This is a genomic window from Teichococcus wenyumeiae, assembly GCF_003696345.1.
Classification (GTDB): domain Bacteria; phylum Pseudomonadota; class Alphaproteobacteria; order Acetobacterales; family Acetobacteraceae; genus Pseudoroseomonas; species Pseudoroseomonas wenyumeiae.
Genome location: NZ_RFLX01000014.1, coordinates 13293 through 37839, shown reverse-complemented (window position 1 = coordinate 37839; position 24547 = coordinate 13293). Strand labels below are relative to the sequence as shown.

The following is a 24547-nucleotide window of genomic DNA, read 5'->3' as shown; positions in this document are numbered from 1 at the left end:
CCTTATTCGACGAAGCCCAAGGCCAGCCCGAAGCTATCCTTCGCCGAAACCAGCAGGCGTCCGGCTTCCTCCCGCACCGGCACGCCACCGGCCTGCAGCGCCGCCCGGGCCTGCGCCAGAGAGGAGGTGCGCAGCACCAGCCCCACCATGGCATCCCGCCCATCGGCCGGCAGCGGCGGCAGGGCATCGCCCAGGTGGCGGCGCGCGGCCTCGGGCGTCAGGATCAGCAGGCGGCCACGGTCGGCCTGCAGGGCCACGCCGCCATCCACGGGGCTGAAGGCGGCATCGCCGTAGAGCTTGCGGTAGGGGGCGGCGGCGCGTTCCGGCTCCGCCGTCGCCACGATGAATTCAGCGATGCCGGTGACGCCATTGGCATGCTTCTGCCATTCCGGCCGCCAGACCAGTTCCGGCGTGAAGTGGTGGCAGAAGAAGACGCGGCCGTTGAAGGCTACCTCGGGCGCCAGATGCGTGACGCGGAAGCTGGCATCCTGCGTGCCTTCCGGCAGTTCCACCGGGCGGCTGAATTCGCGGGAAGGCTCGGCCGGCACGCCGCGCGCGACGATGGCGTCGCGGAAGCCGGCATCGGGGCCCGGCTTGAAGACCAGCCCGCCCAGGCCCTTCGGCATGTTCCAGAGCACGGAATCCTTCGTGATCCGCGCCGGCTCGTAGCCAAGCAGTTCCAGATAGTCGGTGCCGAAGATCGCGAGGTGGTTGGAGGAGCCCAGCGTATGGTGCCCCCGCTCCGTCAGGTGAAAGCCAAGCCGGGCATAGGTTTCGGCAGAGGCATCGAGCTGGTCTTCCACATAGACCACGACATGGTCGAAGCGGGGGGCGGGAATGGCGCTCAAGCGAGGCTCTCCTGTGGTTGGACCGGCGCCAGCTTGCCATCAGCCAGCCGCAGCACCCGGTCATGGAATTCGGCCACCGCCGGCCGATGCGCGATGGACAGGATGGCGGCCTGCGGCAGCTCCCGCCGCAGGGTGGTATAGAGCGTCCGTTCGGCGGCCGGGTCCAGGCTTGCCGTGGCTTCATCCAGGAAGAGCCAGCGCGGCTTCACCAGCAGGGCGCGCGCCACGGCCAGCCGCTGCTGCTCGCCGCCGGAGAGGCGGCGGTCCCAGGCATCGACCTCTTCCAGACGCGGCACCAGGGCATCCAGCCCGGCCTTCTCCAGCGCCGCCGCCACTTCGGCATTGCTATGGGCGGCGGGGTCGTGCGGGTAGCAGACGGCGCGCTTCAGCGTGCCCAGCGGGATGTAGGGGCGCTGCGGCAGGAAGAGCACCTCGCCCCGCGGCTGCTGGATGTCACCGCTGCCGAAGGGCCAGATGCCGGCCAGGGCCCGGAAGAGTGTGGACTTGCCGCTGCCGGAGGCGCCGGTGATCAGCACGGCCTCACCGGGCGCCACGCGCAGGCTGGCATCCTCGGTCAGCACGCGGCCATTGGGCAGGGCGAGGCGAAGCCTCTCGGCGGACAGCGCATCCTCCGCGCCGGGGGCGACGCGCGGCCCTTCCTCGGCGGCGGCGCGGGCGGCGACCATGGCGAAGTGGAAGCCGGTCAAGCGCTCCACCGTGGCGCGCCAGGCGGCCAGGTCGTCATAGGCCGTGACGGCCCAGGACATGGCGCCCTGCACCTCGCCAAAGGCGCGCGTGGTCTGCACCAGGGCGCCCAGCGCCACCTGGCCGGCGAAATAGGCCGGTGCCGCGACGATAAAGGGAAAGATCACCGCCACCTGCCCGAAGCCGGCGGTGAAGAAGGTGAGTTGCTTGGTGGCCGTCATGATGGCCCACCAGTTCTGCATCACCGCCGCGAAACGCTCGCGCAGCCCCGCTTCCTCCTGCGGCTCGCCGCCATGCAGCGCGATGCCTTCCATGTTCTCCCGCACGCGCACCAGCGAGAAGCGGAAATCGGCTTCCACGCGCTGCTGGTTGAAGTTCAGCCGGATCAGCTTGCGGCCGATCAGATGCGCCAGCCAGGTGCCCAGCACCGAATAGATCAGCGCCACCCAGACCAGGTAGCCCGGAATATTGATGCCGAAGACCGACATGGGCCCCGACAGGCCCCAGAGCACGAAGATGAAGGATATCAGCGTCACCACCGCGCTCATCAGCCCCAGCCCGAGATTAAGGGTGGAGCTGACGTAGAGGCGCGTGTCGTCGGCGATGCGCTGGTCCGGGTTGTCGGCGCCGCCCTCGGTCAGGCCCATGCGGTAATAGGCGTGGCGGTCCAGCCAGTCGTGCAGCATGTGGCCAACCAGCCAGCGCCGCCAGCGGATCTGCAGCGCCTGGTTGAGGTAGAGCTGGTAGACCGCCACCACGATGAACAGCGCGGCCACGATGGAGAAGCCCGGCATGAAGCTGCCGTCCTCACGCCGGTGGCCCCAGAGCAGCAGCTGGCTGAAGGCAGTGAAGTCCTTCTCCTGCAGCGCGTCGTAGAAGGAGGCCTGCCAGTAGGTCAGCAGCACGTTCATGCCGACCAGCGCCAGGTTCAGCAGGATGATGACGGCGAGCAGCCCGCGCGCCTTCCATTTCTCCTCGCTGTTCCAGTAGGGCCGCGCCAGTGCCCAGGCATCGCCGAGAAAGGAAAGCAGGCCGCGCATGGTTTCAGGCCTCTGTGGAGGGTTCGGGCGCAGGCTGTTGGGCGGCGCGCAGGCGGATGACGCCACGCACCTGATCCGCCGGCACGGGCTTGCCCTTGCGGAGGATGTCGATGCGCCCTTCCGCCTGGAGGCCGAGCGCCGCCTTGCGCACGCGGGGCATCAGGGGGCGCCAGACATCCTCGGCACCCGGAGTGTCGGCGGGCGGGGCGAAGGCGCGGGCGACCTCGCTGGGGCAGATCGATTTGCCGGGCTCCTGGGCCGCGGTGCGGCGCAGGATCTCGGCGGCGAGGTCGGCATTGCTGGGGCTGGTCATGTCTTGAAGCTCATGTCTGGCAGGGTGGTGCGGAAGGGCGGCGGTTCAAAGCCGGTTAGGACCGGCGGGTTGCGGCGAGGCGGCTGAAGCTGATCAGGGACGCGAAGCCGGCCACACCCGCCGCCAGCGCCAGGGCCAGGGAGGCGCCGTTATGCCCGCCGAGCATCGGCCCCAGCGCCAGGCCCGCGAGGGTGGCGCCCAGGGTCTGGCCCAGAAGCCGGGCAGTGGACAGCATACCACTGGCGCCGCCGCTGCGCTCGCGCGGGGCGGAGGAGAGCAGGACGCGGTTGTTGGGGCTCTGGAACAGGCCGAAGCCGGCGCCGCAGAGCGCCATGCGCCAGCCGATCTGCACAAAGGAAGGCTCGGGCGGCAGCGTCGCCATCAGCACCAGGCCGAGGGCCATGATGGCCAGCCCGATGCCGCCCAGCAGCCCCGGGTTGATGTGGTCCGACAGCCGCCCGGCCAGCGGCGCCACGACGATCAGCACCAGCGGCCAGGGCGTGATCAGCAGCCCGGTCTGCACCGCCGTCAGCCCAAGGTCGTGCTGGAACAGGAAGGGTATCACCACCAGGGCCAGCATCTGCGCCGTGAAGGAGGAAATGGAGGTGGCGATCGAGAGCGCGAAGACCGGGATGCGCAGCAGGTCCACCGGCAGCAACGGCGCCGGGCGCCCGGCCTGCCGCCGCACCAGCAGCGCGCCGCAGATCAGGAAGCCCAGCACAAAGAGGGCCACGATCCACAAGGACTGGCCATGCGTGAACTGTTCCACGCCCACCGTGAGCAGGCCGAAGGTGGCGGCGGAAAGCACGGCGCTGGCGCCGTCGAAGCGGCGGTTGCTGCGCAGGGTATAGGGCAGGAAGCGTGTGAGGATCAGCGCCAGGACGCCCAGCGGCAGGTTGATGGCAAAGATCCAGGGCCAGGGCGCGACGGCCAGGACGGCAGCGCCGATCGGCGGCCCGGCGACGGAGGCCGAGGCGACGACCAACGCATTGATGCCAATGCCGCGCCCAAGCTGCTTCTGCGGAAAGATGAAGCGCAGCAGCGCGGTGTTCACGCTCATCAACCCCGCCGCGCCGAAGCCCTGCACGACCCGAGAGACGATCAGCATCTCCAGCGAGGAGGAGAGGGCGCAGGCCAGTGACGACAAGGTGAAGACCGCCAGCCCGGCACGGTAGACCCGTTCATGCCCGAACTTCTCGCCCAGGGAGGAGAAGGGCAGCAACGACATGATGGTAGCGATCTGATAGGCATTCACCACCAGCACCACGTCGGCGGGCGAGACCTTCAGGTCCGAGGCGATGGCCGGCAGGGCGACATTGGCGACCGAACTGTCCATCACCGCCAGGGTGATGGAGACGGCAATGGCGGCCATCGCCCAAACGCGGCGGGATGGCGGCAGGCCATCCGTTTCCTGGATCATCCGGACATTCCTCGGGCAATTCGGAGATCGAGGCGGGCGCGCCTCTCCCATTGCCGACCTTGCCCGCTGAGCGGGGCGGCTGCCAAGGCAGCCCAGCCCCGCGCCAGGCGCATCACAGCCTCAGGCGAAAGCGCGCTCGATCCTCGGCCCCGGCGCGTTCAGCGCGATCTCGCGGATGATCTTGCGGCGGATCGCGCCCTCGAAGGCCTTGAAGCCCTCGGCCACCATCAGGAAGCTACCCGGGCCGCCGATCACCTCATTGTGGTAATAGTCATCCAGCGCGGGCTGCAGGGCGGCGAATTGCGGCGGCAGCGGCGTATGGTCCAGGACAGCGAGGCCATTGAGCACGATGCCGCGTTCCAGCGCCTCCGCCCGCGCCACCTTCAGCGAGCGGCCGGAATTATTAATGCCATCGCCGGAAATATCGACCACCTGCCGCGTGCCTTCGTAGCCCTGGCCGAAGAGCTTGCCGGCGTAGTCAATGGCGCCGGAGATGGACGTATAGAGAAACGCCTGGCGCGGCGCGGCATCGAGCGCGTCGGCGAAGCGGTTGGCGGCGGCGGGGCCGTCGATGCGCATCCAGGGCACCACCAGGTTCTGCGTGTCCCAGTCGGACCAGGTGAAGAAGCTTACGGCGATGGCGCCGATGGCACCGCCGGCAATGCCCTCCGCCAGCCGCGGGTCGCGGAAGGCCTTGGCATAGCCGCTGAACTGCAGCTCCTGCTCCTGCGGGTCCATGGAGCGGCTGACATCGGCGGCGAGCACCAGCTCGACATCCACCGGTTCCATGGCATTGGCGCGGCGCGCCGGAAGCAGGGCAGGGGCTGCCAGCAGCCCTGTGGCCGCCCTCAGGATGCTACGGCGGCTTCGATTGAATCCTGACATCGGTCCCTCCAGTCGGAAACCGTTCGACTGCTTTTCCTCAAAGGGACACTAAGTCAGACCTATTGTGCAGCGCAACATACGCCTTCGGCGGATCAGAATTGCTTCAGCGTGAGGCTAAAAAAGAAGGGTGCCTCGCGGCACCCTGAAGTCTTCCGATGGATCGATAATCCGGGACGGGGGCATGCCCCGTCCCGACGCCCGGCTAGGTTAGCGCAGGACGATTTCGACGCGGCGGTTCTGCGGCTCACGCACGCCATCGGCCGTGGCGACCAGCGGACGGCTCTCGCCGAAGGCCTGCACGGTGATGGCGGAGCGCTGGATACCCTGGCGGGTCAGCTCGGCGGCGACGGCGTCGGCGCGGCGCTGCGACAGGCGCTGGTTGTACTGCGGCGAGCCCGAACGGTCGGCATGGCCGGCCACTTCGATGCGCGTCGTCTGCACGCGGTTGGCGTTCTGGGCGGCCTCGGCGATGATCTGGCGGGCGCGGTCCGTCAGGTCGGCACGGTCGAAGTCGAAGAACACCAGGTAGGTGCGGGCCGGGGCCGGAGCGGCGGCCGGAGCGACCGGGACCACCGGAGCCGGAGCAGCCGGACGCGGCGTGTTGAAGGCGTAGCGGACGCCGACCATAACCGACTGGTTGTGGTTCTGATCGACCTCGAAGCTGCCGTTGGAGACGAGCTGGCCGGACGCGTTGCGCACGTTGCCGTCATACTTGGACTGCAGGGCGCCCATGTAACGGTACTCGGCGGTGATCGCCAGGCCCGGCACGGAAGCGATCGGGAAGGACAGACCGGCGATGCCCTGGAAGGCAAACTGGCCGGCGCCGCCGTTGATGTCCACCGTCTCGCCCGGCGCGCCACGACGGGTGCCGCGGGCGTCGATGTCCGTCCACAGGTAACCGACGCCACCACCGATATACGGCACGACCGCGACCGGCATGTTCGGGAACCACTGCGGCAGCTGGAAGTCGTAGTAGACGTTGGCCATCGCGCCATACTGCTGCACTTCGCCGCTGAAGCGGTTGAAGGCGCTGCCAGCGTTCACGCCGGGGGCACGGCCCGGGAAGCCACCGAGCTTGTCCAGCTCGTTGTAGCGGTAGTTGCCCTCGACCTCGACGCGGAAGCCGTTGCCGAAGCCATAACCCAGCGACAGGACGCCGACGCCGCCTTCCTTGAAGTCCAGGTTGCCCTGGCGGCTCAGGCCGGCCGCGTCATAGGCCAGCGCGTTGCGGCCCTTGGCGGTCATGTTGTTGTTGCTCAGGTGGTTCCAGCCGAGGCCGGCGCCAACATACACGCCGGTGACGGGCTGAGCCGCAGCAGTCGGCAACCAGGAATCCTGTGCCATCGCGGCGCCGGGCAGCGCGAGGGCGGCAGTAGCGGCGAGCAGCAGGTGACGGAATTTCATGATCTTGTTCCTCAGCAACCCAGTGTGCGGGCGAGGGGAAAACCCGGGTTGCATGCGCCAGTTGCTTTATTTCGGCCGAAGGTTGGTCGCTGTGACAAAAATGCCATAGCTTCCAGGTGCCCCCTTTTTAATCAAAGGTTTGGCACCCTTCGGCTGCACACGACCATGCAGGCCGGCCACCTCACACAGCCATCTTATGGCGCTGTCCACGCTCCCAAGGCCAGAGAAGAGCGCAAAGGTTGCAATGACAAGCGCGTGAAAGGGACAGCTTCCCTGTCAAAAGCCGGCGCCGGGCTGGGTCAGGTAGAGCGTCTCGGCCTCTGTATTGGCACGGCTCAGGGCCGCATTGCGGTGGGGAAAGCGGCCGAAGCGGGCAATCACGTGCCAGTGCCGCCAAGCGTAATCGATTGCGCCTCCAGGCGCGCGGGCGGGCGCATGGTCCCGCAGCCCCTCGAAGAGCGCCACGGAGAGGTTCTGGTCCGCCATATCCTCCCCGTGCTCGAAGGGGAGGTAGAAGAAGCTGCGCGCGGTGGGGGGAAGGGCGAGGTCCTGCCGCCGCTCCAGCACCGCGCGGCGCGCGACCACGCGGGCATGGCTGTCGGAGGCGAAGGCTTCCGCCCGGCCCCGGAACAGGTTGCGCGGGAACTGGTCCAGCAACAGCAGCAGGGCCAGGGCGCCTTCCGCATCGCTGGCCCAGGCATCCAGCCGGCCTTGCCGTGCCGGCTCCACCAGATCGCCGAAGTTCCGGGCGATGGCGGCATCGAAGGCCTCGTCCCGCCGGAACCAGACGGGGCGGGCAGCCTCCAGATTGCCGGCGAACCAGAAGTCCAGGATCTCCCGCGCGGCCCTCATGCCCGCACCGAGCGCGCCAGCAGCCGGATGGAATGCATCGCCTCCCGTTTGCCGAGGTCGCGGATCTGGTGCCGGCAGGAGGTGCCATCGGCCAGGATGACATCCTCCGGCGCGGCAGCACGGACGGCGGGCAGCAGGGAGAGTTCGGCCATGGCGCGGCTCACTTCCAGGTTCTTGGCTTCGTAGCCGAAGCTGCCGGCCATGCCGCAGCAGGAGGAGGCGATGGGCGTCACCGTCAGGCCGGGGATGCGTCGCAGCCCCTGCACCGCGGGGGCGAAGCCGCCGAAGGCCTTCTGGTGGCAATGGCCGTGGATATGCGCGCGGGCGACGCCGGCTGGCTTCAGCGGCAGGTCCCGCTTGGCCAGGAAGGCGGTGGCCAGTTCGGCACGGGCGGCCAGCGCCTCGGCCTGCGGCCCCGGCAGCAGGGAAAGGAATTCATCCCGCAGCGTGGTGAGGCAGGAGGGCTCCAGCCCCAGCACCGGCGCATCGGAACCGGACAGCGCTTCCAGCGTGCGTCGTGCTTCCGCCCGCGCCTCATCCACCATGCCGGCGGCGAGGTAGGTGCGGCCGCAGCAGAGCGGGCGGCCGTCCGCCGCGGCGGCGGGCGTGACGCGGAAGCCGGCGGCGCCCAGCACCGTCACGGCATCGCGCAGGTTCTCGGGCTCGTAATAGCGGTTGAAGGTATCGGCGAAGAGGATGACCTCCTGCCCAGTGCCGTCATGCCGCGCCTCGTCATCGCGGAAGGCGTCACGGCGGAAGCGGGGCAGGCTGCGCCCGGCGGCGAGGCCCAGCGCGCGTTCCGACAGCGCCGCCAGGCCCGGGATGGTGTCGCGCAGATTGGCCAGGCCCGGCAGTTTGGCGGCCCAGGGCGCCCAACGCGGCAGTTCGGCGATGATGCGGTCCTTCAGCCGGATGCCGTGCTTCTTCGCGCGGGCATGGCTGGCCTCGATCTTCATCTTCGCCATGTCCACGCCGGTCGGGCATTCGCGCTTGCAGCCCTTGCAGGAGACGCAGAGGGAGAGCGCCTCCGCCACCTCGTCCCCCGCCAGCGCGTCAGGGCCAAGCTGGCCGGTCAGGGCGAGGCGCAGCGTATTGGCGCGGCCGCGCGTCAGGTGCTGCTCGTCCCGCGTGGCGCGGAAGGAGGGGCACATCACGTCGGCATCGAATTTCCGGCAGGTGCCATTGTTGTTGCACATCTCCACCGCGCCAAGGAAACCGCCCTGCGGCCCCGGCCAGGCGGACCAGTCCAGCGCCGGCTTGATGCTCTCATCCGCGCGGTAGCCGGGCGGGTAGCGGAACAGCGTGCGGTCATCCATGCGCGGCGCCCGCACCACGCGGCCCGGGTTCATCAGCCCGGCGGAGTCGAAGGCGTCCTTCACCGCCTCGAAGGCGCGCACGATGCGGCTGCCGAACATGGATTCATGGAATTCGGAGCGGACGATGCCGTCGCCATGCTCGCCGGAATGGCTGCCCTTGTATTCGCGCACCAGGGCAAAGCATTCCTCGGCGATGGCGCGCATCTTCGTGACGTCCTCGCCATCCTTCATGTTCAGCACAGGGCGGACGTGCAGGCAGCCGACGCTGGCATGGGCATACCAGGTGCCCTTGGTGCCATGCTTCTCGAAGACCTCGTTAAGCCGCTCGGTGTAATCGGCGAGGTCGGGAAGATCGACGGCGGTGTCTTCAATAAAGGACACCGGCTTCCCGTCGCCCTTCATGGACATCATGATGTTCAGGCCGGCCTCGCGCACCGAGGCCACCTGGGCCTGAAAGGCGGAATCGGTCACGCGCACCACGGCATCGGGATAGCCGAGGTCGCCCATCATCTCCTCCAGCCGGTCGAGGTCGCGCAGCAGCGCGGCATCGTCATCGCCATGGAATTCGACGATGAGAAGGGAATCCGGCTCGCCCAGCACGATGGCGTCGATGGTGGCGCGGTAGATCGGGATGGAGCGGCCGAGGTCGATCATGGTGCGGTCCACCAGCTCGACCGCCTCGGGGTTCAGGGTGACGAGATGCTGGCTGGCGGCCATGGCGGCGCGGAAGGTGGGGAACTGGCAGATGCCCAGTACCTTGCGCGGCTTGATGGGCCAGAGCTTCAGGTCCAGCGCCTCGGAAAAGGCGAGGGTGCCCTCGCTGCCCACCAGCAGGCGTGCGAGATTGCCACGACCCTCGGCGCGCGCGGCGGGGGTCAGCGTCTCGATGTTGTAGCCGCCGACGCGGCGGAGCTGGCGCGGGAAGCGTGCGGCGATCTCCTCCGCCTCCCGCGCGCCAAGGGCACGCAGGGACTGGATGAGGTTCGCGACATCAGCGCGAATATCGGCGCCCAGGTTGTCAGCGACCTCGCCAAAGGTGAAACGCTGACCACTGGGCAGCAGCGCGTCGATGGCCAGCACATTGTCCGCCATCAGCCCATAGCGGATGGACTTGGAGCCGCAGGAATTGTTGCCCGCCATGCCGCCGATGGTGCAGCGCGCCCAGGTGGAGGGATCGACCGGGAAGAACAGCTTGTCCTTCTTCAGCGCATCGTTCAGCGCGCCGAGTGCGATGCCGGGCTGCACCTTCGCCACGCCCGCCGCCGCATCCACCGAGAGGACGTTCCGAAGGTACTTGGTGCAGTCGATCACCAACGCGCGGTTCACCGTTTGGCCGCATTGGCTGGTGCCGCCACCGCGCGGCAGCACGGGCACGCCTTCCTCCCGGCAGAGGGTCAGCGCCGCCTCCACATCCGCCATGGTCTTCGGCACCAGCACGCCGATCGGCTCCACCTGATAGATGCTGGCATCGGTGGCGTAGCGGCCACGGTCGGCGGGGGCGAAGCGCACCTCGCCCTCGACATGGCGCTTCAGCCGGGCGGCCAGCGCAGGGTCGCCGGGACGGTGCTTGGCGGTGGTGATGGCGTTCATGAAGCTTCCTCTCTGGCGCGAAGCCTAGCGGCACCCGGCTTGGCTGTCCGATCTATTATGCTCATCAATCCGACAAGCCGAACTCATTGGCGGATGAGATGAATGGCGGCTAGGGACAAGCTAACGGAGGAGACGATCCATGGCCTATTTCCAGTCCAAGCCCATTGCCGGCCGGCATTTTCTGCAGATTCCTGGCCCGAGCAATGTGCCGGACCGCGTGCTGCGCGCCATGGACAACCCGACCATGGACCATCGCGGCCCTGATTTCGGCCTCTTCGGCAAGCAGTTGCTGGAGAAGGTGAAGCCGGTCTTCGGCACCAAGGGTCCGGTGATCATCTATCCCGCCTCCGGCACCGGCGCCTGGGAAGCGGCGCTGGTGAACACCCTCTCGCCCGGCGACACGGTGCTGATGTGCGAGACCGGCCAGTTCGCCTCCCTGTGGCAGGAGATGGCGCAGCGGCTGGGCCTGAAGCCTGTCTTCATCGAGACCGACTGGCGCCGCGGCGCGGATGTGGAAAGCATCGGGGAGCGCCTGCGCGCCGACAAGGGCCACAGCATCAAGGCCGTGGCCGTGGTGCATAACGAGACCAGCACCGGCGCCACCAGCCGCATCGACGAGGTGCGCGCCGCCATGGATGCCGCCAGCCATCCGGCGCTGCTGCTGGTGGATACCATCTCCTCCCTCGGCTCCGTCGAATACAAGCATGACGAATGGCGGGTGGATGTGACGGTCTCCGGCAGCCAGAAGGGGCTGATGCTGCCGCCGGGCCTGTCCTTCAACGCGGTGTCCGACAAGGCGCTGAAGGCCAGCGAGACGGCGAAGCTGCCGCGTTCCTTCTGGGATTGGAAGCCGATGCTGGCCTCCAATGCCACCGGCTACTTCCCCTATACCCCCGCCACCAACATGCTCTACGCGCTGGATACCGCGCTGGACATGCTGCACGAGGAAGGCTTGGAAAACGTCTTCGCCCGGCATGAGCGCCATGGCGAGGCCACCCGCCGCGCCGTGCGCGCCTGGGGGCTGGAGATCCAGTGCGAGGACCCGCGCCATTATTCCCCGGTGCTGACCGCCGTGCGGCTGCCCGAGGGCCATTCGGCCAATGCCCTGCGCGCCGCGATCCTGGAGCGCTTCAACATGAGCCTGGGCAATGGCCTGGGCCGGCTGAACGACCGCGTCTTCCGCATCGGCCACCTGGGCGATATCGGCGACCTGCAGGTGCTGGGCACCCTGACGGGCGTGGAAATGGGCCTGCGCGTGGCCGGCGTGCCGCACAAGTCGGGCGGCGTGCAGGCGGCGATGGACTACCTGGCCGGCAACGCCTGACAGGCCATGGCTTGAATGCGGTGGCCCTCCCGCCCCACCTTGCGCGGAAAGGAGGGCCACAGCCCATGACCACCCCGATCGACCCCGATACCCGCACCGAGCTGGAAGCCGCCGCCTTCCGCCGCCTGGTGGAGCACCTGCGCGAGCGCAGCGACGTGCAGAACATCGACATGATGAATCTGGCCGGCTTCTGCCGCAACTGCCTCAGCCGCTGGTACCGGGAGGCCGCCGAGGCCCAGGGCATCGCCCTGCCGGATGCCGAGGCGCGCGAGACCATCTACGGCATGCCCTACAAGGAGTGGCAGGCGAAGCACCAGAAGGAGGCGACGCCGGAGCAGAAGGCCGCCTTCCAGGCCGGGAATCACCAGCACTGACAGGCTTCGCGGGGCCGGAGTTTATTTGCCCCGGTCCTGCCAGGCCGCTATACCGCGGCCCCCGGCGCCCTCTCGTGGCGCCGGTTTCTGTTCGGCAGCCGGAGAGTTTTGGATGAGCGATTTCGACGAGCTGGACGCGAAGGCCAGCCGTGACCGCCAGGCGGCTGACCCCGAGTCCGAAGTCGGGGGCATCGCCGCAGACCGCCTGCGCTCGATCATCGAGCGCGTGGAGCGGCTGGAGGAAGAGCGCAAGGCGCTGGCCGACGACATCAAGGATATCTTCGCCGAGGCGAAGTCCGCCGGCTTCGAGGTGAAGGTGATCCGCCAGATCATCCGCCTGCGGAAGCAGGAGCCCGCCGAGGTGGAGGAGCAGGAAACCCTGCTCGACCTCTACCGCCGCGCCCTGGGCATGTGAGACCCCCGGCCGCGCCGCCCTCTGGTGGCGCGGCCGGATCTCCTCAGACCGGCGCCAGCATCCGGCAGGCGGTGGCCAGCCGCAGCCGGTCCCATTCGTCCCAGGCCTCCACGACCTGCCCATTGGCGACGCGGATCATCGACATGCCGCTGATGCTCACGGTCTCGCCGGTGGCGGGAATGCCGAAGCCATCGCCGCTATGGGTCAGCCGCACCGTCCAGCGCCCGGCGGCCATGTCTCCCTCCTCCACCACCTCATGCACGGTGAAGTGGATGCCGGAGAAATTCTCGAGAAGATGCCTGAAGAAGGCCTGAAAGCCCTCGGGGCCGCGCACATCCGCGCCGTTCATGTCGAGGGCATGCATTACCACGTCCCGCGACAGATACTGGCTGATTTGCTCGGCCTTCCCCTGGTTCCAGACATCGTCGAACCAGAGGCGGAAGATGGTTCCGGCGCTTGGCATGGCGGCATCCTTTCGGCACCCTTCTGGGAAGCCGGAGCCTAGCGCCTAACGGTTCGTTATCAGAACAATATTGCGCGTGCGGGCCGCTCAGCCATAGAGGCGGTCCAGCGCCGCCGCATGCGCTTCCAGCACCGCCCGACGCTTGATCTTCATGGTGGGCGTCATGGTGCCGTCCTCCACGGTGAAGGGGGGCAGCGACAGGGTGTAGCGGATGCGCTCGATGCTGGAGAGCCTGCTGTTCACGCGCGCCACGGCCTTGGAGAGATTGGCTTCCTTCCCCTCCGCCGGCACCAGCAGCGCCGCCAGGCCCGCGCGGCCATCGCCGGCCACCACGGCCTGGGCGATCTCGGGCTCGGCCATCAGCATGCCCTCGATCCGCGCCGGGCTGACCATGTCGCCGCCCAGGGTCTTGATGATGTCCCGCTTGCGGTCGGTGATGCGGAGGTAGCCCTGGGTGATCTCGCCCACATCGCCGGTATGCAGCCAGGGGGCGCCGCCGTCATGCAGGTCCTGCAGCGCGGCAGCGGTGGCGGCCGGGTTGTTCCAGTAGCCGTCCATGACCAGGGCGCCGCGCACCAGCACCTCGCCGTCGGGGGCAATACGGGCCTCGACGCCGTCCAGCACCTTGCCAACCGTATGGCGGCGGTTGTCCCAGGGCAGGTTGACGCTGATCACCGGCCCGGCCTCGGTCTGGCCGTAGCCCTGGATCACCGGCAGCCCCAGTGCCAGGAAGAAGCCGGAAAGCTCCGGGTCCAGCCGCGCCCCGCCGGAGACCAGTGCCGCGAGCCGGCCGCCGAAGCGGTCGCGCATCTTCTTGCGCACCAGCCGGTCCAGCACCGCGTCCTGCACCCGCTCCCAGGGGTTCAGTTCCTGTCCGTCCATCTTGCGCAGGCCGAGGCGCAGCGTGGCCTCGAAGAAGCGGCGGGTGAGGCTGCTTTCCTTGTCCAGCCCGGCCAGGATGCGCGCCCGCAGCACCTCGAACAGCCGGGGCACGGCGGTGACCACGGCGGGGCGGATCTGCTGCAATTCGGCCGACAGCTTCTCGGCGCCGCGGCTGTAGACCACCTCGATGCCGAAGGAGGGCAGCAGGAAATTGCCCACCGTATGCTCATAGGCATGGGAGAGCGGCAGGAAGGAGAGGTAGCAGGCGTCCTGCGGCAGGTTCAGCTTGCGGATGAAATCCGTCACGCCATGCCGGTTGGCCAGCATGGCCCGATGCGGCAGCATCACGCCCTTGGGCGCGCCGCCGGTGCCGGAGGTATAGATCAGGCAGGCCAGCCGCCCGGGCGGGATATGCTCCACCTCCGCCACCAGCATGGCGAGGTCCGGCGGTGTCGCGACCAGCTCGGTCCAGGAGACGGTGTCGCCGGCATCGGCGCCATCCGGCTGGTCCATGGTCACCAGCAGGTCCAGCCCGCCCAGCCCGGCGGCCTCCGCCACCGCGCCGGCCAGCTTCGGGGTGGAGACGATGGCGGCCCGGGCACCGGAGTCGCGCAGGATATGCGCGTGGTCCGCCACCGTGTTGGTGGTGTAGGTGGGCACCGAGACGGCGCCGATGGCCATGATGGCGGTATCGGCGATGATGAATTCCGGCCGGTTCTCCGAGACGATCAGCACCCGGTCCCCGGGGCTAACGCCACGCTGGCGCAGCCCGGCGGCAGCGGCGGCGACGGCCATGGCATATTCCGCCCAGCTCATTCCGCGCCAGGCGCCACCGCGCCAGTAGCGCAGCATCGGCCGCTCCGGCCAGCGGCGCGCCAGGCCCAGCATCATGCCCGGTAGGCTGTTCCAGTTCTCTTCCGACGCCATGTTGTTCCCCTCCCGTGGCCGTCATGCGCCGGCGGACGCTTGGCCTGCCCGTCGATGGGCTTATATCGGTAAGACGAGAACCCACAACCACAAGGCGTCCCGTGCAGCTCCCCACACTCCGTCACCCCACCTTCGATTCCGCTTCCCGTCCCCAGGGCGAAGGGGGGGAGGGGACCCTGCCGGTCTGGGATCTGTCCGACCTCTACGGGGGCGCGGGCGACCCGAAGCTAGAAGCTGACCTCCGCCAGGCCGATGCCGATGCCCAGGATTTTGCCAAGGCCTATGCCGGCAAGCTGGCCGGCCTGAAGGGCGACGTGCTGGCCGAGGCCATCGCTGCCTATGAGCGGATCGAGGAAGTGCTGGGCCGGGTGATGTCCTTCGCCCAGCTCGTCTTCTCCGGCGATGCGCAGGACCCGGAGAACGGCCGCTTCTACCAGACGATGCAGGAGCGGGTGACGGCCATCTCCGCCCATCTGCTCTTCTTCACGCTGGAGCTGAACAAGCTGGAGGACGCGGCGCTGGAGGCCAAGCTCGGCCAGAGCAAGGCACTGGCCCACTACCGCCCCTTCCTGCGCGACCTGCGCGTCTTCCGCCCGCACCAGCTTTCGGACGAGGTGGAGAAGCTGCTGCACGAGAAGGAGGTGACCGGCCGCTCCGCCTGGAACCGCCTCTTCGACGAGACCATCGCCGGCATGGAGGTGAAGGTGGGGGAGGAGGCGCTGAACGTCTCCGGCGCCCTCAACAAGCTCTCCGACCGCAACCGCGCGGTGCGCGCGGCGGCGGCCAAGGGCGTCTCGGCGGCCTTCGGGGACAAGGCGCGGCTCTTCACGCTGATCACGAACACCTTGGCCAAGGACAAGGAGATCATCGACGGCTGGCGGCAGTATCCGCGCCCCGGCAGCAGCCGCAACCGCGCCAACATGGTCGAGGACGAGGTGGTGGACGCGCTGGTCTCGGCCGTGGTGGCCAGCTACCCGGCGCTGTCGCACCGCTACTACGCCATGAAGGCCAAGTGGCTGGGCCTGCCCAAGCTGCAGCACTGGGATCGCAACGCGCCGCTGCCGGACGAGGATGACAGCGACATCCCCTGGGATGCCGCGCGGGACCGCGTGCTGGCCGCCTATAACGGCTTCAGCCCGGAACTGGGCAAAATCGGCCAGCGCTTCTTCGACGCGCCCTGGATCGATGCCGCGCTGCGGCCGGGCAAGGCCTCCGGCGCCTTTGCGCATCCGACGGTGCCCAGCGTCCACCCCTATCTGCTGCTGAACTACCACGGCAAGTCGCGCGACGTGATGACCCTGGCGCATGAGCTGGGCCATGGCGTGCACCAGGTGCTGGCGGCGGACCAGGGCTACCTGATGTCCGGCACGCCGCTGACCCTGGCTGAGACCGCCAGCGTGTTCGGGGAGATGCTGACCTTCCGCGCCGTGCTCGATGCCGAAAAGGACCCGAAGCGGCGCCGCGCCCTGCTGGCCGGCAAGGTGGAGGACATGCTGAACACGGTGGTGCGGCAGATCGCCTTCTACCGGTTCGAGACGCTGCTGCACGATGCCCGCCGCAATGGCGAGCTGTCGCGCGAGGAGATCGGCGCGCTCTGGATGCAGGTGCAGGTGGAGAGCCTGGGCCCGGCCTTCGAGTTCACGCCGGATTACGAGATCTACTGGGCCTATATCCCGCACTTCATCCACTCGCCCTTCTACGTTTATGCCTATGCCTTCGGGGATTGCCTGGTGAACGCCCTCTATGGCGTGTTCCAGGAGGGCAGCGTGCCCGATTTCCAGAACAAGTACCTCGACCTGCTCAAGGCCGGCGGCACCCTGCGGCACAAGGAGCTGCTGGCGCCCTTCGGCCTCAACGCCGCCGACCCCGCCTTCTGGCACAAGGGACTGAACGTGATCTCCGGATTCATCGACGAGCTTGAGCGGGCCGATGGCTGACGACGACCGCGAGGGCCGCACCCTCTTTGGCGAGGTGCGGCGCATGGCCCGCACCTCCGGCGCCGTGGGCGGCATCGCCGCCCGCATGGCCGGCGCGCGCTACCTTGGCATCAAGACCGACAAGGCCGTGCATGCCAATGACCTGAAGGCGCTGCTGGGCGGGCTGAAGGGGCCGCTGATGAAGGTGGCGCAGTTCCTGTCCACCGTGCCCAATGCGCTGCCGCCGGAATACCAGCAGGAACTGGCCTCGCTGCAGGCCAATGCGCCGCCGATGGGCTGGAACTTCGTGCGCCGCCGGATGGTCTCGGAGCTGGGGCCGGACTGGCAGTCCAAGTTCGCCTCCTTCGGCCAGGAAGCCGCCGCGGCAGCCAGCCTGGGGCAGGTGCATCGCGCCACGCTGCCGGATGGCCGGCTGGTGGCCTGCAAGCTGCAATACCCGGACATGACCAGCGTGGTGGAGGCCGACCTCCGCCAGCTCAAGCTCGCCATGGGCATTTTCGCCCGCATGGACGACGCCATCCAGCACGACGATGTCTATCTGGAACTCAGCGACCGCCTGCGGGAGGAGCTGGATTACGAGCGCGAGGCGGCGCAGATGCGGCTCTACAACCGCATGCTGGCCGATGTGCCCGATGTCCGGACACCGACGCCGGTGGAAGGCTACTGCTCCAAACGGCTGCTGACCATGTCCTGGCTGGAAGGCCGCCCGATCCTGGACCGGCTGGCCGAGAACCCGTCGCTGGAGGAGCGCAATGCCTATGCCCGCGCGCTGTTCCACGCCTGGTACGTGCCCTTCTACCACTTCGGCGTCATCCATGGGGACCCGCACCTGGGCAACTACCAGGTGCGGCAGCCGACGGAGAGCGAGCCCGCCGGCATCAACCTGCTCGACTTCGGCACCATCCGCGTCTTTCCGCCGCAGTTCCTGACGGGCGTCATCCGCCTCTACGAGGCGATGCGCGACGGCGACAAGGACAAGGCCGAGCAGGCCTACCGCGACTGGGGCTTCACCAATCTGACGCGGGAGAAGATGGAGGTGCTCGACATGTGGGCCCGCTTCCTGCACGAGCCGCTGCTGGACGACCGGGTGCGGCCCATCCAGCAGGATGGCGACCCGGATTTCGGCCGCAAGGTGGCGGCCGAGGTGCATGCCGGGCTGAAGCGCACCGGCGGCGTGCGGCCACCGCGGGAATTCGTGCTGGTGGACCGCAGCGCTGTGGGCCTCGGCAGCGCCTTCATGCGCCTCGGCGCCAAGCTGAACTGGCACCGCATGTTCAACGAGCTGATCGAGGGCTACGACCAGGTCACCGTGGCCAACCGCCAGGCCAAGGCCCTGAAGGAAGCCGGGGTGCCGCCGGTCCTGCCCTGAAGGCACAAGGCCATCGGGCGCGCGGAAGTGTTGCCCCGATGGCCTGCCTCCCGTGCCATGCTGGGTGCCTGGAACAGCCCCGGCAAAGCGGAGGACAGAATGGTCTTCGTGGTCATCGCCCATGACGGCATGGATGCCGGTGCGCTGCAGCGCCGCTCCACCGCGCGCCCCCGCCACATGGAGCGTGTCGAGCCCTGCGCCCGGCGGGGCGAGCTGCTGGCCGGCATCGCTCTGCTGGACCGACCGGACGGCAACATGGTCGGCTCCGTGGTGGTGCTGGACCTGCCGGACGAAGCCGCGGTGCGCGCCTGGCTGGCCCAGGACCCCTATACCCAGGAAGGCGTCTGGAAGAACGTCACCATCCATCCCGGGCGGGTGGCGCAGCTCCCCTACAAGCCGCTGGTGGGCCCGCAGACGGCGGCGTGAGGATGCTCAGGCGCTGCCCAGTTCCTCGGTACGGCGCTTTTCCAGTTCCTCACCATAGCGGCGCAGCAGATGGGCCTGGGTCAGCAGCCCGATGACGTTGCAATGGTCGGCGCTGTCCACCACCGCCAGCGCCTCACTTTCCGTGGCATCGAAGACGGCCATGGCCTCCTTGGCGTTCATGGCCGGCAGCAGCGGCGTCTTGGGGTGCTGCAGCAGCGGCGCGATGGTCTCCAGCTCGTCCGATGTCTCGGCATGCGCGTCGGCGACCGAGATGATGCCGGCATAACGGTCGGCCTCATCCACCGCCACCACCCGGCTTTCGGCGCCCAGCGGGAAGTCGCGGCGGAAGGAGGAAAGGCGGGTATCCGTCTTCACCGTGCGCACGTTCCGCCGCATCAGCTTGCCCACCGTCAGGTCGCGCAGCCAGCCGATGTCGCGGGCGCTGCGGATGGTCTCGCCACGCAGATGGAAGCGCCAGGTGGCGAAGGAATAGCCGAAGAGCCGCCGCACCGTGACGGAGGCGGCGATCACCGCCACCAGCACCGCGCCGGTCAGGCCGAAATTGCCGGTCATCTCCAGCGCCAGGAAGGTCATGGCCAGGGGCGCGCCGATCACTGCGGCCCCGAAGGCGCTGGTGCCCACCGTGATCAGGAAGACCGCATCCACCCCCGGCGGCATCAGGATGGCCAACACGGCCGCAAAGCACTGCCCCAGCAGCGCCCCCAGCAGCAGCGAGGCGAAGAACAGGCCGCCACGGAAGCCCGAGCCGATGGAAACGGCCGAGGCCACCGCCTTCAGCACCAGCAGCAGCGCCACGGCGCCCAGCGTGCTTTCGGTCAGGAAGAGCTTGTGCAGCGAGCCATGCCCGGCTGAGAGCACCCCGGGGGTGATCAGCGCCAGCGCCCCCACCACCAGCCCGCCCACCGCCGGCCGCAGGTTGGGCCAGGGAATGCCCTGGCGCAGCCATTGCTCCGTCAGCGTCACGCCGCGCATCAGGGCGATGCCGGCCAGGCCGCACAGCAGGCCGAGCAGCAGTGCCAGGCCATAGCCTTCCACATCCGGGGCGACGCCGCCGCCCACGGCCAACATGGCATTCTCTCCGCGGATCAGCCGGGCCAGCAGCACGGCGACCACGGCACTGGTGACCACGGGTGCCAGGGTGACGATGGAATAGACGCCCACCACCAGCTCGAAGGCATAGAAGGTGCCGGTCAGCGGCGCGTCGAAGGCGGCGGCGATGGCGCCGGCGGCGCCGCAGCCCACCAGCACCCGCAGGTCGCCGCGCCGCAGCCCGAAGAGCCGCCCGAGGCGGGAGGCCACGCCGCCGGCGATCTGGGTATAGCCCGCCTCCAGCCCCACGGAGGCGCCGAAGCCGTTGGAGACCAGGTTCTGCGCCACCACCACGACGCCGTCGTTCAGGGACAGGCGGCCGCCGTGCAGCGCATTGGCCTCGATGGGGTCGACAGGGCTGCGGGGCCGGTAGCGGGCCAGCAGCCGGTTCAGCCCGCCCAGCAGCAGCCCGCCCAGGGCCGGCAGCAGCAGCAGCGCCCAGGGCGAGGCTTCCCGCAGCGCGGACAGCCCATGCGTCGCCTCCGGCCCGAAGAACAGGACATGCGCGCCTTGCGCGACGGCGCCGATGGCGACGGCGAGCAGGCCCGACACCGCCCCCACCACCACCGCCATGAGGATGAGGCCCATCTCCGTCTGCCGCACCCAGCCACGCAGGGCGACGGCGCCACGGCGCAGATGCAGATGGGACAGGTGCGGGAACTTGCTTCGGGGCATCCGGAGGACCATGCGGCTTGCGCTGGCTTAAAGCAGCCCTTCACGCCGGAAGGAAAGGTGCCGGCCATTGCCGATGATCAGATGGTCATGCACCACGATGCCCAAGGTGGCGGCGCCCTGCTTGATCTCGGCTGTCATTTCAATATCCGCGCCGCTGGGGGTGGGGTCGCCGCTGGGATGGTTGTGCACCAGGATCAGTGCCGTGGCCTGCAACTCCAGGCAGCGCTTCACGACCTCGCGCGGGTAGACCGGCGTGTGGTTCACCGTGCCGCGCGCCTGCGCCTCATCGGCGATCAGCCTGTTCCGGGAATCGAGGAAGAGGATGCGGAACTGCTCGACCTGCTCCCGCGCCAGCACGGCGTTGAGGTAGCCCAGCAGCCGGTCCCAGTTGTTCAGCAGGGGGCGGTCCAGCACCTCCTCCCGCATCAGCCGCAGGGCGGCGGCCTGCACGGTCTTCAGCGCGGCGATGGCGGCATCGCCCATGCCTTCCACCTGCCGCAGCGCCTCCACGGGGGCGGAGATGGCATTGCCGAAGCTGCCGAAGCGGGCCAGCAGCGCGCGGGCGATGGGCTTGGTGTCGCGGCGGGGCAGGGCGAGGAAGAGCTGCATCTCCAGCAGCTCATGGTCCAGCAGGGCCTCGCCGCCGGCGGCCAGCAGCTTGCCGCGCATCCGGGCGCGATGGCCCTCGGCCGAGGCCGCGACGGGGGCGGCCACGCTTCCCGGCATATCATCCGGCGGAAGGAGGCCAAACCCCACTTCCGCCATGCCGCGCTGCTTGCGCATCCGGCCTCCCTCGGTTGCCGCCAGCTTCAGCGGAACCGGGGAGCAAGTCCAGGGGCTTAGTAGGGCGGCTTGTGCAGCCCGGCCGGGGAATAGGTGAAGACCTCGCAGCCGTCCTCGGTGACGCCGATCATGTGCTCGAACTGCGCCGAAAGGCTGCGGTCGCGCGTCACGGCGGTCCAGCCATCGTCCAGCACCTTCACCTCGGGGCGGCCGACATTCACCATGGGCTCGATGGTGAAGAACATGCCGGGCTTCAGCACCGGGCCTTCGCCGGGGCGGCCGAAATGCAGCACGTTGGGCGCGGCATGGAAGGTGCGGCCGATGCCATGGCCGCAGAAGTCCCGCACCACCGAGAAGCGCTGCTTCTCCACGTAGCTCTGGATGGCGTGGCCGATATCGCCCAGGCGGGCACCGGGGCGCACCGCCTTGATGCCGCGCATCAGGCTTTCATAGGTCACGTCCATCAGCAGCTTGGCCTTGGTATTGGCGTTGCCGGCCACGTACATGCGGCTGGTGTCGCCGTACCAGCCATCCAGGATGACCGTGACGTCGATGTTCAGGATATCCCCGTCCATCAGCACCTTGGTGCCCGGAATGCCGTGGCAGACCACATGGTTGATGGAGATGCAGGAGGCGTGCTGATAGCCGCGGTAGCCGACGGTGGCCGAAACCGCGCCATTCGCCTCGATGAAGTCAAGGATGAGCTTGTCCAGCGCACCCGTCGTCACGCCTGGACGCACGTGCGGCGTGATCATGTCCAGCGTGGCGGCCGCGAGCTGCCCGGCGCGGCGCATGCCGACGAAATCTTCCGGCGCATGCAGCACGATGCGGCGGGACTCAGAAGCCGTTTGTTCCATAATGGCGGAAGATGCGCGGCGTGCCCGCGGGTTGCAAGGTTTTGCAGGCGATGGCTGGCCTGCGAAACGATCAGTGAGGCCGGCCGCGCTCGCCTGCCTTGTGCTCGACCGTGCCCAGGGCATCGGCCAGCCGGGCATTGGCGCTGCCGGGGCGCGCCGGCTGCTGCTGGGTGGGGGAAGGGGACCAGCCCGTCAGCACCAGCATCTCCAGCATCACCGGCAGGCCTTCCTCCGTCACCGGCAGGCGGGACAGCGCCAGGGGGAACAGGTCCCGGGGCGGGATGCGGGAATCGCGGGCCAGGGTGGCATTGCCTTCGCCAGCAGCACGCAGGTCCCGCAGCAGCGCCAGCGGGGTGCGGTAATGCAGGGACAGCCGCTCGCGGTCCGCCACCGGCAGCGCGAAGCCGGCGCGCTGCAGCAGGGAGGCACCGTCCTGCAATTCGGGGAAGGGCGAGATGCGCGGGCTGATGCCGCCACGCAGCTCGGATTCGGCGGCGCCCAGGGCTTCCCGCAGGGGCTGCAGGGTGCCCAGCGCCGGCAGGCTGGCCAGGAAGAGGCCGTCGGGCGCCAGGGCGCGGCGGATCTGCACCAGGGCCCCGGGCAGGTCGTTGACCCAGTGCAGGGACAGGCTGGCCACGATCAGGTCGAAGCTGCCGGCGGCGAAGGGCAGCCATTCCTCATCCGCCGCCACCGGCAGGCCGCCAGCACCGCGCGCCATGCCAGGCGCCAGGTCGGCTGAGACCACGAAGGGAATGCCGCGTGCCTTCAGCGCCGGCGCGACGCTGCCACGGCCACCGATCTCCAGCGCCCGGGTGAAGCTGCGGGTGGTGTCGTCCAGCCGGTCCAGCAGCCGCTCGGCCGCCGCGTCCAGGATGGGGGCCACGGCGCCAATACCGGCCGCCGCCTTTTCCCGCCGCCGCCGCACCAGCGTGCGGTCGAATACCTGCATCGTATCGCTCATGCGGCGCTGATGCGCCGGAGGGTGGCATGGCTGCAAGGGCTTCGTCAGTTTCACGGATTCGTGATATTCAGGTGGCCATGGATGCACAGGTCGTGACGCGCGGGCTGCGATGGATGGGCGGGGCGGTGCTGGACACGCTGCTGCCGCCCCGTTGCCTTTGCTGCTCCGGCCTTGTGCCCACGAATGGAACGCTTTGCGCGACCTGCTTCGGACAGGTGACGCTGATTGGCGCCCCGCTCTGCCACCGCTGCGGCGTGCCTTTCATCCATAGTGGCCAGGGGCAGCCGCCGCCGGGCGGCGGGCCGCTGCATTGCGCGGGCTGCCTGCGGCGCGCACCGGAATACCGGCAGGCGCGTGCCGCCTATCTCTACGACGCCGGCTCCCGCCGCCTGCTGCTGCCATTGAAATACGGCGACCGCACCGAGCTGGCCGGGCCGATCGCCCGGCAGATGGCCCATGCCGGCCGCGCCCTGCTGGCCGAGGCCGACCTGCTGCTGCCGGTGCCGCTGCACCGCTGGCGGCTGCTGAAGCGGCGCTACAACCAAGCGGCGCTGCTGGCGGGGCGGCTGTCCCGCCTTTCCGGCGTTCCCTGGGTGCCGGACCTGCTGCGCCGCCGCCATGCCACGCCCGCGCTGGTGGGCTTCGGCGCGGCGGAGCGGGCGGCGATCCTGGAGGATGCCTTCACGCTCTCCCGCCGCGCGGCGGCGCGGGTGCGGGGCAGGCGGCTGGTGCTGGTGGATGACGTGCTGACCTCGGGCGCCACCGTGACGGCCTGCGCGCGGCTGCTGCTGGCGGCGGGCGCCGCGCGGGTGGATGTGCTGGCGGCGGCGCGGGTGCCGGACCCGGCGCTGGCGGATGGCGCGGAAGCGTCATCCCTCCGCAATCCTCTTGACCGCAGCGCGCCAGACAACGATGTGTGAGCGCATGGCCAAGGTCGAAATTTACACCACTCCGTTCTGCCCCTACTGCTCGCGCGCCAAGACGCTGCTGAGCCGCAAGGGCGTGCAGTTCACCGAATACGATTCCCCGCACGGCTCGTCCGAGCGTGAGGATGCCATCCGCCGCTCGGGCGGTCGCACCACGGTGCCGCAGATCTTCATCAACGATCAGGCGGTGGGTGGCTGCGACGACCTTTTCGCGCTGGACCGGTCCGGCAAGCTGGACCCTCTTCTGCAGGCTGCCTGATGATCCACTACCAGTTGCGCTGCGACCAGGCGCATGAGTTCGACGGCTGGTACAAGGACAGCGCCGCGTTCGAGAAGCTGGCCGCGGCGGAGCTGGTGGAATGCCCGGTCTGCGGCAGCGGCAAGGTGTCCCGCGCGCTGATGGCGCCGGCGATCCCGAAGAAGGGCCGCACCAAGGCGGCCGAGCCGGTGGAAGCCGTGCCGGCACCCGCGCCGCAGCCCCCGCCCGGCCCGCAGCAGCAGGCCGCCGCCGGGCCGATTCCGGCCCAGATGGTGGCGCTGTTGCAGCGCATGCGGGCCGAGGTGGAGAAGAACTGCGACTATGTCGGCTCCGGCTTCGCCGACGAGGCTCGCAAGATGCACCGAGGCGAAACCGAATTCCGCGGCATCTATGGCGAGGCCAGCGACGCCGATGCTGAGGCCCTGCAGGAAGAGGGCATCGACATCGCTCGCCTGCCCTGGGTGCCCAGGGCGGACGGGTGATGGC

General features: G+C 69.0%; 23 protein-coding genes. 9 read left to right on the top strand and 14 right to left on the bottom strand.

Going from position 1 to position 24547, the window contains the following annotated elements; genetic code table 11:
* Window positions 1–2 precede the first annotated feature (2 nt).
* The 8 genes from EBE87_RS17555 to EBE87_RS17520 form a co-directional block, all read right to left on the bottom strand.
* Window positions 3–848, bottom strand: a complete 846-nt coding sequence (locus EBE87_RS17555) for a VOC family protein (protein ID WP_120636937.1) — start codon at window positions 846–848, stop codon at window positions 3–5.
* On the bottom strand, window positions 845–2593 hold the full coding sequence (locus EBE87_RS17550; protein WP_120636936.1) for an ABC transporter ATP-binding protein/permease: 1749 nt from the start codon (window positions 2591–2593) through the stop codon (window positions 845–847). The genes EBE87_RS17555 and EBE87_RS17550 overlap by 4 nt, the downstream gene beginning before the upstream one ends.
* Before the next feature lie 4 nt (window positions 2594–2597).
* The gene (locus EBE87_RS17545) at window positions 2598–2906 is read right to left on the bottom strand and encodes a DUF3253 domain-containing protein (protein WP_120636935.1); all 309 of its coding nucleotides are present in this window, start codon (window positions 2904–2906) and stop codon (window positions 2598–2600) included.
* Window positions 2907–2961: 55 nt separating this feature from the next.
* Window positions 2962–4326, bottom strand: a complete 1365-nt coding sequence (locus tag EBE87_RS17540; protein ID WP_120636934.1) for an MFS transporter — start codon at window positions 4324–4326, stop codon at window positions 2962–2964.
* A 120-nt stretch (window positions 4327–4446) separates the two neighbouring features.
* Window positions 4447–5211 (bottom strand): DUF1194 domain-containing protein, encoded by a 765-nt coding sequence (locus EBE87_RS17535; RefSeq protein ID WP_233553069.1) that lies wholly within the window; start codon window positions 5209–5211, stop codon window positions 4447–4449.
* A gap of 207 nt (window positions 5212–5418) precedes the next feature.
* The gene (locus EBE87_RS17530; protein ID WP_120636933.1) at window positions 5419–6615 is read right to left on the bottom strand and encodes an OmpA family protein; all 1197 of its coding nucleotides are present in this window, start codon (window positions 6613–6615) and stop codon (window positions 5419–5421) included.
* 276 nt (window positions 6616–6891) lie between these two features.
* Window positions 6892–7467 carry a DUF924 family protein gene (locus tag EBE87_RS17525; protein ID WP_120636932.1) on the bottom strand — a complete coding sequence of 192 codons (576 nt, stop codon included), beginning with the start codon at window positions 7465–7467 and terminating at the stop codon, window positions 6892–6894.
* Complete coding sequence (locus EBE87_RS17520) at window positions 7464–10373, bottom strand: FAD-binding and (Fe-S)-binding domain-containing protein (RefSeq protein ID WP_120636931.1); 2910 nt, start codon at window positions 10371–10373, stop codon at window positions 7464–7466. Before EBE87_RS17520 ends, EBE87_RS17525 begins: the two co-directional genes overlap by 4 nt.
* Before the next feature lie 139 nt (window positions 10374–10512).
* Between EBE87_RS17520 and EBE87_RS17515 the strand changes: the two genes are divergently transcribed.
* From EBE87_RS17515 to EBE87_RS17505, 3 genes are all read left to right on the top strand, one after another.
* The gene (locus tag EBE87_RS17515) at window positions 10513–11697 is read left to right on the top strand and encodes a pyridoxal-phosphate-dependent aminotransferase family protein (protein ID WP_120636930.1); all 1185 of its coding nucleotides are present in this window, start codon (window positions 10513–10515) and stop codon (window positions 11695–11697) included.
* 65 nt (window positions 11698–11762) lie between these two features.
* Window positions 11763–12071 (top strand): DUF1244 domain-containing protein, encoded by a 309-nt coding sequence (locus EBE87_RS17510; RefSeq protein WP_120636929.1) that lies wholly within the window; start codon window positions 11763–11765, stop codon window positions 12069–12071.
* A 112-nt stretch (window positions 12072–12183) separates the two neighbouring features.
* On the top strand, window positions 12184–12486 hold the full coding sequence (locus tag EBE87_RS17505; RefSeq protein WP_187779259.1) for a DUF2312 domain-containing protein: 303 nt from the start codon (window positions 12184–12186) through the stop codon (window positions 12484–12486).
* A gap of 43 nt (window positions 12487–12529) precedes the next feature.
* Here the strand turns inward: EBE87_RS17505 and EBE87_RS17500 are convergent, their stop codons facing one another.
* On the bottom strand, window positions 12530–12949 hold the full coding sequence (locus tag EBE87_RS17500) for an ester cyclase (protein ID WP_120636928.1): 420 nt from the start codon (window positions 12947–12949) through the stop codon (window positions 12530–12532).
* An 87-nt stretch (window positions 12950–13036) separates the two neighbouring features.
* Window positions 13037–14758, bottom strand: a complete 1722-nt coding sequence (locus EBE87_RS17495) for an AMP-dependent synthetase/ligase (protein ID WP_120636927.1) — start codon at window positions 14756–14758, stop codon at window positions 13037–13039.
* A gap of 101 nt (window positions 14759–14859) precedes the next feature.
* Here EBE87_RS17495 and EBE87_RS17490 point away from each other — a divergent pair, with 101 nt between their 5' ends.
* The 3 genes from EBE87_RS17490 (at window position 14860) to EBE87_RS17480 (ending at window position 18490) form a co-directional block, all read left to right on the top strand.
* Window positions 14860–16695, top strand: coding sequence for a M3 family oligoendopeptidase (locus EBE87_RS17490; RefSeq protein ID WP_408887728.1), 1836 nt, complete (start codon window positions 14860–14862; stop codon window positions 16693–16695).
* Window positions 16688–18064: an ABC1 kinase family protein gene (locus EBE87_RS17485; protein WP_120636926.1), complete on the top strand. Its 1377-nt coding sequence runs from the start codon at window positions 16688–16690 to the stop codon at window positions 18062–18064. Before EBE87_RS17490 ends, EBE87_RS17485 begins: the two co-directional genes overlap by 8 nt.
* A gap of 99 nt (window positions 18065–18163) precedes the next feature.
* On the top strand, window positions 18164–18490 hold the full coding sequence (locus EBE87_RS17480; protein WP_120636970.1) for a YciI family protein: 327 nt from the start codon (window positions 18164–18166) through the stop codon (window positions 18488–18490).
* Window positions 18491–18496: 6 nt separating this feature from the next.
* Here EBE87_RS17480 and EBE87_RS17475 read toward each other — a convergent pair whose 3' ends face one another.
* The 4 genes from EBE87_RS17475 to EBE87_RS17460 all read right to left on the bottom strand — a co-directional run bounded on the left by EBE87_RS17475 (window position 18497) and on the right by EBE87_RS17460 (window position 22876).
* Window positions 18497–20275 carry a chloride channel protein gene (locus EBE87_RS17475; RefSeq protein ID WP_120636969.1) on the bottom strand — a complete coding sequence of 593 codons (1779 nt, stop codon included), beginning with the start codon at window positions 20273–20275 and terminating at the stop codon, window positions 18497–18499.
* A gap of 27 nt (window positions 20276–20302) precedes the next feature.
* On the bottom strand, window positions 20303–21058 hold the full coding sequence (radC, locus tag EBE87_RS17470) for a RadC family protein (RefSeq protein WP_120636925.1): 756 nt from the start codon (window positions 21056–21058) through the stop codon (window positions 20303–20305).
* A 56-nt stretch (window positions 21059–21114) separates the two neighbouring features.
* A complete protein-coding gene (map, locus tag EBE87_RS17465; RefSeq protein ID WP_120636924.1) occupies window positions 21115–21915 on the bottom strand; it encodes a type I methionyl aminopeptidase in 801 nt (266 codons plus the stop codon).
* A 70-nt stretch (window positions 21916–21985) separates the two neighbouring features.
* A complete protein-coding gene (locus EBE87_RS17460; RefSeq protein WP_120636923.1) occupies window positions 21986–22876 on the bottom strand; it encodes a methyltransferase domain-containing protein in 891 nt (296 codons plus the stop codon).
* 77 nt (window positions 22877–22953) lie between these two features.
* Between EBE87_RS17460 and EBE87_RS17455 the strand changes: the two genes are divergently transcribed.
* The 3 genes from EBE87_RS17455 to EBE87_RS17445 are packed head-to-tail and all read left to right on the top strand — an operon-like array spanning window position 22954 to window position 24543.
* Window positions 22954–23796, top strand: coding sequence for a ComF family protein (locus EBE87_RS17455; protein WP_122140091.1), 843 nt, complete (start codon window positions 22954–22956; stop codon window positions 23794–23796).
* Window positions 23797–23800: 4 nt separating this feature from the next.
* Window positions 23801–24061 (top strand): glutaredoxin 3, encoded by a 261-nt coding sequence (gene grxC, locus EBE87_RS17450; RefSeq protein WP_120640965.1) that lies wholly within the window; start codon window positions 23801–23803, stop codon window positions 24059–24061.
* A complete protein-coding gene (locus EBE87_RS17445) occupies window positions 24061–24543 on the top strand; it encodes a DUF1178 family protein (RefSeq protein ID WP_120640966.1) in 483 nt (160 codons plus the stop codon). The genes grxC and EBE87_RS17445 overlap by 1 nt, the downstream gene beginning before the upstream one ends.
* Window positions 24544–24547 lie beyond the last annotated feature (4 nt).

Bases quoted from the DNA above. Each gene is read 5' to 3' on its own strand.
- EBE87_RS17550 (WP_120636936.1), bottom strand. From the start codon at position 2,593: ATGCGCGGCCTGCTTTCCTTTCTCGGCGATGCCTGGGCACTGGCGCGG.
- EBE87_RS17545 (WP_120636935.1), bottom strand. From the start codon at position 2,906: ATGACCAGCCCCAGCAATGCCGACCTCGCCGCCGAGATCCTGCGCCGC.
- EBE87_RS17540 (WP_120636934.1), bottom strand. From the start codon at position 4,326: ATGATCCAGGAAACGGATGGCCTGCCGCCATCCCGCCGCGTTTGGGCG.
- EBE87_RS17535 (WP_233553069.1), bottom strand. From the start codon at position 5,211: ATGTCAGGATTCAATCGAAGCCGCCGTAGCATCCTGAGGGCGGCCACA.
- EBE87_RS17530 (WP_120636933.1), bottom strand. From the start codon at position 6,615: ATGAAATTCCGTCACCTGCTGCTCGCCGCTACTGCCGCCCTCGCGCTG.
- EBE87_RS17525 (WP_120636932.1), bottom strand. From the start codon at position 7,467: ATGAGGGCCGCGCGGGAGATCCTGGACTTCTGGTTCGCCGGCAATCTG.
- EBE87_RS17520 (WP_120636931.1), bottom strand. From the start codon at position 10,373: ATGAACGCCATCACCACCGCCAAGCACCGTCCCGGCGACCCTGCGCTG.
- EBE87_RS17515 (WP_120636930.1), top strand. From the start codon at position 10,513: ATGGCCTATTTCCAGTCCAAGCCCATTGCCGGCCGGCATTTTCTGCAG.
- EBE87_RS17510 (WP_120636929.1), top strand. From the start codon at position 11,763: ATGACCACCCCGATCGACCCCGATACCCGCACCGAGCTGGAAGCCGCC.
- EBE87_RS17505 (WP_187779259.1), top strand. From the start codon at position 12,184: ATGAGCGATTTCGACGAGCTGGACGCGAAGGCCAGCCGTGACCGCCAG.
- EBE87_RS17500 (WP_120636928.1), bottom strand. From the start codon at position 12,949: ATGCCAAGCGCCGGAACCATCTTCCGCCTCTGGTTCGACGATGTCTGG.
- EBE87_RS17495 (WP_120636927.1), bottom strand. From the start codon at position 14,758: ATGGCGTCGGAAGAGAACTGGAACAGCCTACCGGGCATGATGCTGGGC.
- EBE87_RS17485 (WP_120636926.1), top strand. From the start codon at position 16,688: ATGGCTGACGACGACCGCGAGGGCCGCACCCTCTTTGGCGAGGTGCGG.
- EBE87_RS17480 (WP_120636970.1), top strand. From the start codon at position 18,164: ATGGTCTTCGTGGTCATCGCCCATGACGGCATGGATGCCGGTGCGCTG.
- EBE87_RS17475 (WP_120636969.1), bottom strand. From the start codon at position 20,275: ATGCCCCGAAGCAAGTTCCCGCACCTGTCCCATCTGCATCTGCGCCGT.
- radC (WP_120636925.1), bottom strand. From the start codon at position 21,058: ATGCGCAAGCAGCGCGGCATGGCGGAAGTGGGGTTTGGCCTCCTTCCG.
- map (WP_120636924.1), bottom strand. From the start codon at position 21,915: ATGGAACAAACGGCTTCTGAGTCCCGCCGCATCGTGCTGCATGCGCCG.
- EBE87_RS17460 (WP_120636923.1), bottom strand. From the start codon at position 22,876: ATGAGCGATACGATGCAGGTATTCGACCGCACGCTGGTGCGGCGGCGG.
- EBE87_RS17455 (WP_122140091.1), top strand. From the start codon at position 22,954: ATGGATGCACAGGTCGTGACGCGCGGGCTGCGATGGATGGGCGGGGCG.
- grxC (WP_120640965.1), top strand. From the start codon at position 23,801: ATGGCCAAGGTCGAAATTTACACCACTCCGTTCTGCCCCTACTGCTCG.
- EBE87_RS17445 (WP_120640966.1), top strand. From the start codon at position 24,061: ATGATCCACTACCAGTTGCGCTGCGACCAGGCGCATGAGTTCGACGGC.